This is a genomic window from Brevibacillus fulvus, assembly GCF_016908525.1.
Classification (GTDB): domain Bacteria; phylum Bacillota; class Bacilli; order Brevibacillales; family Brevibacillaceae; genus Brevibacillus_G; species Brevibacillus_G fulvus.
This window is the reverse complement of the sequence record NZ_JAFBEB010000009.1, coordinates 83,954-95,923: the sequence shown is the minus strand read 5'-3', so window position 1 is coordinate 95,923 and position 11,970 is coordinate 83,954. Positions and strand designations below refer to the sequence as shown.

Annotated in this window: 12 protein-coding genes; 11 read left to right on the top strand and 1 reads right to left on the bottom strand. The window is 48.2% G+C overall.

Annotated features, from left to right (window positions below; translation table 11 throughout):
- Nucleotides 1-47: 47 nt before the first annotated feature.
- From JOD01_RS13410 to JOD01_RS13390, 5 genes are all read left to right on the top strand, one after another.
- Nucleotides 48-1,073 carry an ABC transporter substrate binding protein gene (locus JOD01_RS13410; protein ID WP_204518842.1) on the top strand — a complete coding sequence of 342 codons (1,026 nt, stop codon included), beginning with the start codon at nt 48-50 and terminating at the stop codon, nt 1,071-1,073.
- Between the two features lie 172 nt (nt 1,074-1,245).
- Nucleotides 1,246-2,310 carry an ABC transporter substrate binding protein gene (locus JOD01_RS13405; protein WP_204518841.1) on the top strand — a complete coding sequence of 355 codons (1,065 nt, stop codon included), beginning with the start codon at nt 1,246-1,248 and terminating at the stop codon, nt 2,308-2,310.
- A 24-nt stretch (nt 2,311-2,334) separates the two neighbouring features.
- Nucleotides 2,335-3,249 (top strand): ABC transporter permease, encoded by a 915-nt coding sequence (locus JOD01_RS13400; protein ID WP_204518840.1) that lies wholly within the window; start codon nt 2,335-2,337, stop codon nt 3,247-3,249.
- Nucleotides 3,242-4,039: an ABC transporter ATP-binding protein gene (locus JOD01_RS13395; RefSeq protein WP_204518839.1), complete on the top strand. Its 798-nt coding sequence runs from the start codon at nt 3,242-3,244 to the stop codon at nt 4,037-4,039. The genes JOD01_RS13400 and JOD01_RS13395 overlap by 8 nt, the downstream gene beginning before the upstream one ends.
- Before the next feature lie 146 nt (nt 4,040-4,185).
- Nucleotides 4,186-5,133 (top strand): multidrug resistance efflux transporter family protein, encoded by a 948-nt coding sequence (locus JOD01_RS13390; protein ID WP_204518838.1) that lies wholly within the window; start codon nt 4,186-4,188, stop codon nt 5,131-5,133.
- On the opposite strand, the gene JOD01_RS13385 is transcribed toward JOD01_RS13390, so the two are convergent.
- Complete coding sequence (locus JOD01_RS13385) at nt 5,114-5,953, bottom strand: SDR family oxidoreductase (RefSeq protein WP_204518837.1); 840 nt, start codon at nt 5,951-5,953, stop codon at nt 5,114-5,116. The genes JOD01_RS13390 and JOD01_RS13385 overlap by 20 nt on opposite strands.
- 426 nt (nt 5,954-6,379) lie before the next feature.
- Between JOD01_RS13385 and coxB the strand changes: the two genes are divergently transcribed.
- From coxB to JOD01_RS13355, 6 genes are all read left to right on the top strand, one after another.
- Complete coding sequence (gene coxB / locus JOD01_RS13380) at nt 6,380-7,396, top strand: cytochrome c oxidase subunit II (RefSeq protein WP_204518836.1); 1,017 nt, start codon at nt 6,380-6,382, stop codon at nt 7,394-7,396.
- Between the two features lie 46 nt (nt 7,397-7,442).
- Nucleotides 7,443-9,284: a cytochrome c oxidase subunit I gene (gene ctaD, locus JOD01_RS13375; RefSeq protein ID WP_204518835.1), complete on the top strand. Its 1,842-nt coding sequence runs from the start codon at nt 7,443-7,445 to the stop codon at nt 9,282-9,284.
- Entirely contained in the window at nt 9,284-9,913 is a 630-nt protein-coding gene (locus JOD01_RS13370) for a cytochrome (ubi)quinol oxidase subunit III (protein WP_204518834.1), read from the top strand. Before ctaD ends, JOD01_RS13370 begins: the two co-directional genes overlap by 1 nt.
- Before the next feature lie 3 nt (nt 9,914-9,916).
- Entirely contained in the window at nt 9,917-10,234 is a 318-nt protein-coding gene (locus JOD01_RS13365; protein ID WP_204518833.1) for a cytochrome C oxidase subunit IV family protein, read from the top strand.
- A gap of 142 nt (nt 10,235-10,376) precedes the next feature.
- Complete coding sequence (locus JOD01_RS13360; protein ID WP_204518832.1) at nt 10,377-11,264, top strand: cytochrome c oxidase assembly protein; 888 nt, start codon at nt 10,377-10,379, stop codon at nt 11,262-11,264.
- A 25-nt stretch (nt 11,265-11,289) separates the two neighbouring features.
- The gene (locus tag JOD01_RS13355) at nt 11,290-11,748 is read left to right on the top strand and encodes a DUF420 domain-containing protein (protein ID WP_204518831.1); all 459 of its coding nucleotides are present in this window, start codon (nt 11,290-11,292) and stop codon (nt 11,746-11,748) included.
- Nucleotides 11,749-11,970: the final 222 nt, after the last annotated feature.

Here is an 11,970-nt window from a genome sequence, read left to right as displayed (position 1 = left end):
AAAAACAGTTGAGCCAAGTATATTCAGATGAGATGAGGAGAGAGAAGATGAGAAAAGTAATTGGTTTATTCGCGACAGGTTTATTGGCGGTTTCATTGGCAGCATGCGGTACGGCAGGAAATCAGGAACAAACGGCGGCGCCTTCCGCTCCGGCAACTTCCGATGCACCGGCGGAGCAGAAAACATTGAAACTGGGCATTACTCAGTTTGTGGAGCATCCCGCTCTTGATTCCGTTTACAAGGGCATTGTCGACGGATTGGCCGCTTCTGGCTACGAAGACGGGAAACAGATCGCGATCGATTTCCAAAATGCGCATGGAGAGATCGCGAATACGACGACGATCGCTCAGAAATTTGCCGGCGACAAGGATGACATGGTCATTGCGATTGCTACGCCGTCCGCGCAGGCAGTAGCCAAAACGGTTCAGGATGTACCGATTGTGTTCAGTACCGTCACTGATCCGATTTCCGCCGAGTTGGTCAGTTCGCTGGAAAAACCGGACAAAAACATCACAGGCACTTCCGATAAATTATCGATGGCACAACAGTTGGAACTGATTCAAAAATTTCTGCCCAATCTGAAAAAACTGGGGGTTCTGTATACCACTTCCGAAGTAAACTCCGGGGTACAGGTGAAAGAACTGCAGGAAGCAGGCAAACAGAAAGGGATAGAAGTAGTTGAAGCGGGCATTTCCAGCCTCAGTGAAATCCAGAATGCCACGCAATCGCTCGTCGGTAACGTGGATGCCGTACTGATCCCGATCGATAATACAATCGTGTCCGGCTTTGAAGGGGTGCTTTCGGTCGCCGAAAAAGCGAAGCTGCCGGTATTCGCTTCCGACACCGATACGGTCAAACGCGGAGCTGTCGCTACTTTTGGGATTGACTATTACAAAATGGGCAAACAAACAGGGGAAATGGCAGCGCGGATCCTTGGCGGCCAACAGGTTGCCGATACACCTGTAGAAGTGTCCAAAGAAACCGACTTGTATATCAATGCCAAAGCAGCCGAAACATTTGGCTTGCAGGTCCCGGAAGATCTGGCCAAATCCGCCAAAGAAGTCTTTCAGTAACAGAAAGAGAGAGCCTTGGTGCTCTCTTTTTCTTTCCCTTTTTGAGCGGGGCGAAGAGGGAGTTGGATATATTTCCAGGGCGGATTTGCAAATTTGGCTTTCATTTATTCATCGCATCGTGATAAGATTCTGATAATACAAAAAAACAGATGCCATTAAGGAGGAATTCTTCGTGCTTTCAAAAAACTTTTTAACCAAGACTGTACCCGCGGCTTTTTTTGCGCTGTCGCTTTTACTCGTTACAGCGTGTGGGCAGCAAAGCGCTAATACCCAGCCCCAATCAGCAGCCCCTCAGGGTGAAGCTTCCGCGCCAGCTGGAGGAGAAGATCAAGCAGGCAAAACATATAAAATCGGTGTCGTGCAAATTGTTGAACACCCCGCGTTGGATGCAGCGCGCGAAGGATTTATTGCACAAATGGCCAAAAACGGTTTTGAGAAAGACAAAAATGTTGTATATGACCTCCAATCCGCTCAAGGTGAAATGAGCAATGCGCTGTCGATTGCACAAAAATTTCAAGGGGATGGCGATGACCTGATTCTGGCGATCGCCACGCCGACCGCACAGGCAGCGTTGCAAACAACCAAAGAGATCCCGATTTTGTTCACAGCTGTCACCGATCCGGTTGCAGCCAACCTGGTCGCTTCCATGGAGAAGCCGGGCGGAAACGTAACCGGTACCACAGACATGAACCCGGTGGAAGAACAATTAAAACTGATACAGGAATTAAAATCCGATGCGAAATCTGTTGGAGTCATTTATAATTCAGGGGAGGTTAATTCCAAAGTGCAAGTGGATATGGCCAAGGAAGCGGCCGGCAAACTGGGCATGACGATCCAGGAAGCGGCAATTACCAGCGCAACCGAGGTAAAACAGGCTGCTGAATCGATGGTCGGCAAGGTAGACGCGTTTTACGTACCGACCGACAACATGGTTGTTTCCGCGATTTCCGCTGTCTTGACCGTAGCTGAGGCACAAAAAATCCCTGTGATTGCCGGTGAAGAAAATTCCGTGAAGAGCGGAGCGATTGCAACATACGGCATCGACTACGGAAAATTGGGCGAACAAACGGCTGACATGGCGTTGAAAATCCTGAAAGGGGAAGCGAAACCAGCCGATATGCCGGTCGAAAAACAAGCCGAAATGAAGCTGGTCGTCAACAAACTGGCAGCTGAAAAAATGGGGGTTACTTTGCCGCAAGCTATGCTGGATCGCGCCGCGGAAGTTATTGACAAGTAATCAGCTTGATAGAAGGAGAACAAAATGGGTGTAGCGATAAACGGAGCAATTGAACAAGGCTTGTTATTTGCCTTTTTGGCACTAGGTGTCTACTTTACCTTTCGAATTTTAAATTTCCCTGATATGACGGCGGACGGCAGTTTTGCCTTGGGCGGAGCGTTGGCGGCCAAGCTGATTATCGGAGGATGGAACCCGGTCACCGCCACTTTGGCAGCGATGGTCGTAGGGGCGGCTGCCGGCGCCTTTACCGGCTTGCTCACGACAAAGGGAAAAATCAACGGCTTGTTGGCCGGGATTTTAACCATGAACGCTCTTTATTCGATCAATTTGCGCATCATGGAAAAAGCGAATTTGCCTCTGTTGCGGGAAGATACGTTTTATACAATGATTCAAAGTTTGCATATTCCGGGGATCGGTGTGATCTCCGGAGAAGCCATTATTTTTCTTGTTATTGTCTTGCTGGTCAAATTGATCATGGACTGGTTTTTGCACACCGACCTTGGTTTGGACATCCGGGCGACCGGCGATAACAGCAAAATGATTCGCAGCTTTGGCGCCAATACCGACCGGACGACGATTATCGGGCTGGCTTTGTCCAACGCCATGATCGCGATGTCTGGTGCTTTTATCGCCCAGTACCAAGGTTTTGCCGATGTGGGCATGGGGATTGGCATGATCGTCATCGGGTTAGCTTCTGTCATCGTCGGGGAAGTATTATTTGGCAGCCGCAGCATCTTCCGCGCCAGTCTGGCGGTGATCGGCGGTTCGATCGTCTATCGTCTGGTTATTGCGGTAGCACTGCGCGCCGGCTTTAATCCATCCGATTTAAAGATTATTACGGCATTGATCGTCATCATTGCGTTGACACTCCCGAATGTAGCCAAAGGAATTTGGAAGAAAAGCAGCAAAGCGGCAAAAGGGGGGAAACTGGATGCTTAATATCAGGCAGGTTCGCAAAGTGTTCAATGCAGGAACCGTCAATGAAAAAATTGCGCTGCAGGAAATCAACTTGACGATGGCGCCCGGTGATTTTATTACCGTGATCGGAAGCAACGGCGCCGGCAAATCGACGCTGATGAATATCATTTCCGGCGGTTATTTACCCGATCAAGGGACGATCGAGATCGACGGCAAAAACGTCACCAAGCTGGCTGAACATCAGCGGGCCGCGTTTATTGGCCGGGTATTCCAGGACCCGATGGCTGGAACTGCTCCCAATATGACGATTGAAGAAAACTTGGCCATCGCCTATGCTCGCGGCCATCGGCGCAAATTGGCGCTGGGGGTAAATGCGAAGAAACGGAAAATTTTTCAGGAGCAATTGGCTCTGTTGGATCAAGGGTTGGAAAACCGCTTGAAAACAAAAGTCGGCTTTCTCTCCGGGGGGCAGCGGCAGGCGCTCAGTCTGTTGATGGCTACCTTTACGCAACCGAAAATTTTGCTGTTGGATGAACATACAGCTGCGCTTGACCCGAAAAGAGCTCAGCTGATTGTCGATCTGACCGTGAAGATTGTGGAAAAAAACAAATTGACGACATTGATGGTCACACACAACATGGAACAGGCTCTCACAATGGGAAATCGACTGTTGATGATGCATGAAGGTCGAATCATTCTTGACTTGCCGCAGGAAAAGAAACAGCAGATGACCACCAAGGATTTGCTGCAGGCTTTTGAGCAGGCAAGAGGCGGAGAAGCGTTTGCGGAAGACCGTTTCATTTTGGCGTAGCCTGAACAAACACCTCCCCAAGACCGATCTTGGGAGGTGTTTTTGTTATGGAGGGAAGTATAGTACAAAAATAGGCGCATAAAGATAGTGGATGGGAAAAACATAGCGGTTCCCTGGCAGGCGTCTGTTTGAAAGGAAGGGCTTGAGTGAAGGCGATTTTAATTGGCGTGGTCTCTTCGTTCTTTTTTGCGTTTACGTTTGTCCTGAACAGGGCAATGAATCTTGACGGGGGCAGTTGGATCTGGAGTGCGTCGCTCCGCTATATTTTTATGATTCCTTTTTTGCTGATGATTGTTGGCTGGCGGGGCAATTTGCGTCCGCTTATGCAAGAAATGCGAGAGAAACCGGGCGTATGGTTGCTGTGGAGTTTTGTTGGCTTTGGCTTGTTTTATGCCCCTCTCTGCATAGCGGCAGCTTACGGACCTGGCTGGCTGATCGCCGGTACGTGGCAAATTACGATTGTGGCCGGTTCGCTGTTGGTGCCGTTGATCGACCGCCGGCAAAAAATTCCTGCCAAAGGATTGCTGATGTCATTGATCATTCTGGCCGGGGTGATCGTCATGCAGCTGCAGCATGCGGAAGCCTTGTCGCCGCTGCAGATGTTTTTCGGGGTTGTGCCGGTGCTGATTGCCGCAGTCGCCTATCCGTTGGGCAATCGCAAAATGATGGCGGCCATACAGGGAAGACTCGATGCGTATCAACGGGTGCTGGGAATGACTTTGGCCAGTTTGCCGCTCTGGGTGGTTCTGTCCGGATACGAGTGGATGACATCCGGGTTTCCCAGTTATGGGCAAACGGTTCAGTCGTTGGCCGTTGCGCTATCATCCGGAGTGATCGCCACGGTTTTGTTTTTCAGCGCCACCGATCTGGCCAGGGGAAATGTGCAGCGGCTGGCCGCCGTTGAGGCAACGCAATCAGGAGAAGTCATTTTTACGGTTTTGCTGGAAATGCTGATTTTGCAAGCGGCGCTTCCTGATCTTGGTTCTTGGATCGGGATGTTGCTGGTCATTGCCGGGATGATCCTGCATAGCTATGTGTCCCAACCGCGTGTGAACCGCAAATTGAAAAAACCGCTTAATGATTCAGCCGTTTAGCGATCAGCTTCTCCAGCCAATTCCAGGGAAGCAGCGCTTTGGCCAGCAGCAACATCCGGATACCTTTGCCGACGGGATAGCGGAATCTCGGCTGTCCGACGGTTGCTGCCTTGACGATGGCTTGTACCACTTCGGAAGGGTCTTGGGCAGCGCCGGTGATTTGCTTCACTTCTGCCAATAAGCGGCCGAGCAGTGTCGCGTAAGGGGAATCGGGAACAGCGGCCAACTGCCGAAAACCCTTGTCCCAAATCGCTGTGCGGTAAGCGCCTGGTTCAATCAGCACCACCTCGATTTGGAACGGTTTCATTTCCAGACGGAGCGATTCGCTGAATCCTTCGAGCGCATGCTTGGAGGCAGCGTAGGGGGCGAGCCCGGGAAAGCCGATTCGGCCGCTGATGCTGCCGACGTTGATAATTCTGCCCTGCCTGCGTGCCCGCATATGAGGCAAGACAGCTTGCGTAACGGCGATAACGCCAAATACATTGGTGGCAAACTGCCGCTGCCATTCCGGCAACGGAAGTTCCTCCACAAACCCGCCTGCCGCGTAGCCGGCGTTGTTGACCAACAGATCAATCTGCCCGGCTTGTTTGACGATTTGCTCGATCACGGCGGGAATCCGGGAAAATTCGGTCACGTCCAACTGGATGCAAGTGATGCGTTCGCTGACACCTTCTTTTCGTGCGGTGTCCGCCAGTTGACCGCTTCGCTCCAGCGTGCGCATGGTGGCGAAGACATGATAGCCGGCCTTGGCCAGGGCAATGCTTGTCAAACAGCCGAAACCGCTCGATGAACCAGTAATAACTGCCACTTTGTTTTTCAAGGAAATCCTCCTTTTTGCAGTGATGAAAAAAATGTGTAAATCCGAAGGAAATATGGCGGAAATGTAACAGAATTATAACAAATTATCATATTAATCGTTGGTTATTTTATGTATACTATCTATGCTAACATTTTTATTGTGGCCCCAAGATTTTAATTGCAAGAAAACAATGAAAGTGCTAGTCAGGCAACAAATGAATTCAAAAGTTTGCTGTTCTTTTGGATTCTGGTTTGCGTCGACCCTTACTCTTTTTTAATTCACGCTATAGAAAGGTTGCTATTTATTTTCTTCTTTGGTTATCATATAGAATGGAAAGTAAGTAGCCGGGGCCATCTGTGGATTAGAAAAGGGCAATAATAGATTTCTAGTTGCGTACAGCAGTTAGAACTATTACAACATGGAAAGGAAAGAGGGGTAAAAAAAGTTATGAAGAGTCGATGGCAGCAACTTTGGCGTCAACTGTTCTTGTTTGGTATGTTGGCGCTCTTCCTCGCCGGTTGCGGCAGAGAAAACCTATCTGCCTTAACCCCGCAAGGGCCAGTAGCAGAGATGCAGTTTTCATTGATGAAGCTTAGCGCTTTGATCATGATCGGTGTCTTTGTAGTAGTAATCTTAATCTTTACCTATGTTCTTATTCGTTACCGTAAACGTCCCGGACAAGACGGAATTCCAAAACAGGTAGAAGGAAATCATAAGCTTGAAATCTTATGGACAGTAATTCCTTTCTTGTTGCTTATTGTGATGGCGGTTCCTACGGTAACAATCGCCTTTGACCTTTCGAAGGAATACACCAATAAGGACGCTTTGGTTGTCAAAGTAACAGCACACCAATTCTGGTGGGAATTTGAATATCCTGATCTCGGCATTTCTACCGCTCAGGACTTGTATATTCCAACCGGAAAGAAAATCCAATTTGACCTTACTTCCGCAGATGTTATGCACGCTTTCTGGATCCCGGCGTTGGGCGGTAAAATGGATACCAACCCTGGCGACTCCAACAAAATGTGGTTGCAAGCAGAAAAACCTGGCATTTACTACGGAAAATGTGCTGAGCTTTGCGGCGCATCCCATGCTTTGATGGACTTTAAAGTAAATGCATTGGAACCAGCAAAATTTGATGAGTGGGCAACTGCGATGAAATCGGCTGAATCCACTCCGGCTACCGCTTCTGCTCAACAAGGTCAACAAATCTTCCAAAAAAGCTGTCTCGGTTGCCACGCAATCGGTGCTGAAGGTGGAAAATTGGCGCCAAACCTGACCAACTTTGCCGATCGTCAACGCGTAGCAGGTATTCTGGAAAACAATCCGGAAAACCTCGACAAATGGTTGGCTGATCCGCAAGCGGTAAAACCAGGCAACTTGATGCCTAATCTCAACCTGAAACCTGAAGATCGCAAAGCGCTTGTTGATTACATGTCCACATTGAAAGTGTACCAACCTTAATGTGATTTGCTTTATACTTAGTCATCCTTAAAAAGGAGGTAAAACTGTGTCTGGTCATGCACACTCTCATAAAAGATCGGGCCTGTGGGATTGGTTAACCACAGTTGACCATAAGAAGATCGGGATTCTTTACCTGATTGCAGGTGGATTTTTCTTCCTGATCGGCGGTCTTGAAGCTCTGCTTATACGTCTCCAGTTGATCGTTCCTGAAGCGGATTTTGTCGGTGCAGCAACATTTAACGAGTTGATCACCATGCACGGAACGACCATGATTTTCTTGGCCGTCATGCCAGTTATTTTTGCCTTGATGAATGCGATTGTTCCTTTGCAAATTGGGGCACGCGACGTTGCCTTCCCATTTGTTAACGCATTGGGATTCTGGCTGTTCTTTTTCGGTGGAGTTCTCTTGAACACCAGCTGGTTTTTAGGTGGAGCGCCTGATGCCGGATGGACATCTTACACCACGCTCGCTCTGAAACAATATAGCGGCATTGGGGTAGACTTCTACGTGTTGGGGCTGCAAATTGCCGGTCTCGGTACATTAATCGGGGGTATCAACTTCCTGGTTACCGTTATTAACATGCGTGCACCTGGTATGACTTTTATGCGCTTGCCAATGTTCACCTGGTCCGCATTTGTTACTTCCGGTTTGATTCTGTTTGCTTTCCCGGCGATTACCGTTGGGTTGGTTTTGCTGATGTTTGAACGTTTGTTCGGCGCAAACTTCTTTAATCCAGATGCAGGCGGTAACGTTGTGATCTGGGAACACATTTTCTGGATCTTCGGTCACCCCGAAGTATATATCCTGATTTTGCCGGCATTCGGTGTTATCTCCGAAGTTGTCAGCACGTTCTCGAAAAAACGCTTGTTCGGATACAGTTCCATGGTATTCGCGACTGTGATGATCGGTTTCCTGGGCTTCATGGTTTGGGCTCACCATATGTTCACAACAGGTCTCGGTCCAATTGCGAATACGTTGTTCGGGATTGCAACTATGTTGATTGCTGTTCCAACAGGTATTAAAATCTTCAACTGGCTGTTTACAATGTGGGGCGGTCAAATTCGCTTCACGACTGCTAACCTGTTTGCAGTCGGTTTTATCCCGACCTTTACGATCGGTGGGATGACCGGGGTTATGTTGGCTTTGCCAGCAGCTGACTATCAGTACCATGACAGTTATTTCGTAGTAGCCCACTTCCACTATGTAATCGTCGGTGGTTTGGTGTTTGGCTTGTTCTCCGGTTTGTACTACTGGTGGCCAAAAATGTTTGGGAAAATGTTGAACGAAAAATTAGGAAAATGGAACTTCTGGACTTTCTTTATCGGATTCCATTTGACGTTCTTCCCGCAGCACTTCCTTGGTTTGATGGGTATGCCTCGCCGCGTATTCACTTACTTGAAAAACCAAGACCTTGATTTGGGTAACTTTATCAGTTCGATCGGTGCGATCGGCATGACGATCGGTACGATTTTGTTCCTGGCAAACGTAGTTGTTGCAGCACGCAGCAAAAAGCAAGCTCCTGCCGATCCGTGGGATGCACGTACTTTGGAATGGGCTATCCCGTCGCCTGCGCCTGAGTATAACTTTGCACAAACCCCACTGGTTCGCGGTCTTGACGCATTGTGGGTTGAGAAAATGGCGGGCAATAAAGGCATGACTCCGGCAGAACCGCTTGGTTCGATCCATATGCCGTCGCCTTCGTTCTTGCCGTTCCTGATGTCAATTGGCTTGTTTATTGCCGGATACGGCTTTATTTTCGAACATCATGTATTCTCTGTAATCGGGATTCTCATTGCTTTTGCATGTATGCTGATGCGCTCGTTGAAAGACGACCACGGTTATCATATTGAACCCGATGAGATTGAAGAGAAGGGGGTTAAGGCTTAATGAGCGCTGATCATACCGTAAATTCGGTTCTGCCTGATGAACCGGAAAAAGCCACCCTTGAGGGAAAAAATAAAGTATTGGGTTTTTGGTTGTTCCTTGGCGGTGAAACGATCCTGTTCGGTACTTTGTTCGCTACGTTTATCGCGCTGCGCAATCAAACAAACGGCGGTCCTACCGGACACGAATTGTTCGAACTGCCGCTGACCGCAGCTGCTACGGTGATCCTGTTGGTCAGCAGTATGACAAGCGTGATGTCCGTTTTGGCCATGCACCAACACAACCTGAAGAAGATGCAAGTATGGTTGACGATTACCGCTATTTTGGGGATTGCCTTCCTGGCATTGGAGATTTACGAGTTCAGTCACTATGTTGCCGAAGGACATAAAATGTCCAGCAGCGCATTCGGGTCCGCTTTCTATACCTTGGTTGGTTTCCACGGAGGCCACGTGCTGTTCGGGGTTCTCTGGTTGATCACCTTGCAATTGCAGGCGATTAAAAAAGGACTGACGGTTGTAACAGCTCCGAAGTTCTATGTGTTCAGCTTGTACTGGCACTTTGTTGACCTGGTTTGGGTCTTCATCTTCACGGTTGTTTATCTCATGAGCATCGTTGGCGGAAAGGTGGGGTAACCAATGTCAGCACATGTATCCAATGAATCGACGCATCGTACCCCGAAAGTCAAGAAATCTGGTGCAAAAGCGCATTTGGTCACATTTATTGTTTCCATCGTGTTAACAGCACTTGCGTTTATCGCGGTCGGGTATGAAGTCATTCCAATTGGCTTTACCGTTCCATTTATTATTTTGTTGGCAATCGTGCAAGCGGCATTCCAGCTTTTTGTCTGGATGCATTTGGATCAAAAAGGGCATGAATTTCCGCGTATCGGAATTCTCATGGGTGTTGTTGTTGTTGCCGCAACAGTCTTTACGTTTGTTTATTGGCTTTGGTAATAAAACAGGGGGGCGTAACTGCCCCCTTTTTTTAAGAAATTTGACCATTTGATCTGTAATGTAAAAACGTTGGTTTGTTTGTCGCTAGGTTGTAGTAGGAACGAAAAATCTGCTCTTTCTCGATAGAGAGGAGGAAACGTACATGCACGACAACCATGGGGGACATCTCGCTGCTCCTTCTTTTACCGAGCTGTGGAGTCCTGAAATTATGTTGATTGCGATTTTGATAGCGGTTCTTTATTTAGCAGTTGTTGGATCGTGGAGAAAACAGTTTGCCCATTCTGCTCCCGTCAGCGGAAAGAAGAAGGCGGCTTTTTTAATAGGACTATTGGTGTTTTATCTTGCAGAGGGCAGTCCCATCAGTTATTATGGGCACCACTTTTTGTTTAGTGCACATATGCTGCAGCAAGCCTTGCTGTATTTTACGATGCCGCTGCTGATCCTGGTGGGGACACCGGACTGGCTGCTTCGCAGCTTGCTGCAAAATAAAGTGGTCGACAATATTTGGTCGTTTATGACCAGACCATTGATTGCGTTGTTTACCTTCAATGTTTTGTTTTCCTTTTACCATATGCCGTTTATCTTTGATGCGGCTATGGAAGCCCACTGGTTTATGACGGTGTATCACATTGTATTGGTGATTACCGCGTTTCAAATGTGGTGGCCGATTATCAGCCCGATCGCCGAAGAACAGCAGATGTCTGATCTGCGCAAACTGGCCTATATCTTTGGAAACGGCGTTTTGATTACGCCTGCCTGCGCGTTGATTATTTTTGCTGATCATCTTATTTACGAGACGTACAGCAACGTACCGCAAGTCTTCTCGATGTTGGCCGCCTTTGATGACCAACGGCTTGGCGGGATTATCATGAAAACAGTCCAGGAAATCGTTTATGGCAGCGTTTTAGCATATACCTTCTACAAATGGTATAACAAGGAGAAGGGAACCGACATTCCAGAACTTGACCAGGCCTCTCAAGAGTCAATCAACATCCTAACTCCGGCAATTGAAAATAAAGGACGAGTGTAGGTTAGGCTAGGAGGAAGGATTTTGCATGTATACGATTGTACCAACCATTAGTACTTCTTTTATCGTTTTAAGCGCCATTTTTATCGCGATCGGCTGGTATCAGATCAAACAGGGAAAACGGGAAGCACATAAAAAAACAATGATCATCGGCTCCGTTTTTGCTACCTTGTTTTTTCTCACCTATGTATCCCGCACCGCTTTCATCGGGAATACGATGTTTGGCGGTCCGGAGGATATCAAGCACATCTATCAAGCCTTTTTGGTTTTCCATATTATCCTGGCGACTGTCGGGGGAATTATGGGGTTGGTCACGCTGTATCGCGCCTATAAACAGCAATTTGCGAAACATCGCCGGATTGGACCGTGGACTTCTGTGATTTGGCTGGCGACGGCTGTCACCGGAGTTACTGTTTATGTCCTGTTGTATGTGATCTACCCGGGAGGGACAACCACGGGTGTCCTAAGGGTCATATTTGGTTGGTAGGACCGCTCGGCAAAGCGGTCCTTTTTTTTGGGGGGTCGAATGCCGAATAGATCGCAGCGGCCCCGCAACAAAAGCATTCAACAAGGCGCGGACGATCGCAGTTCTTGTTGAAATATTGTCAAGAATCATTGCGTTATGAGGGGTCTGCTTCTGATAAAGTAACAATGTAATCAAGTTGACTCGCCTTTGCTGAATTCGTTACAATGTGATTTAGGCATGATA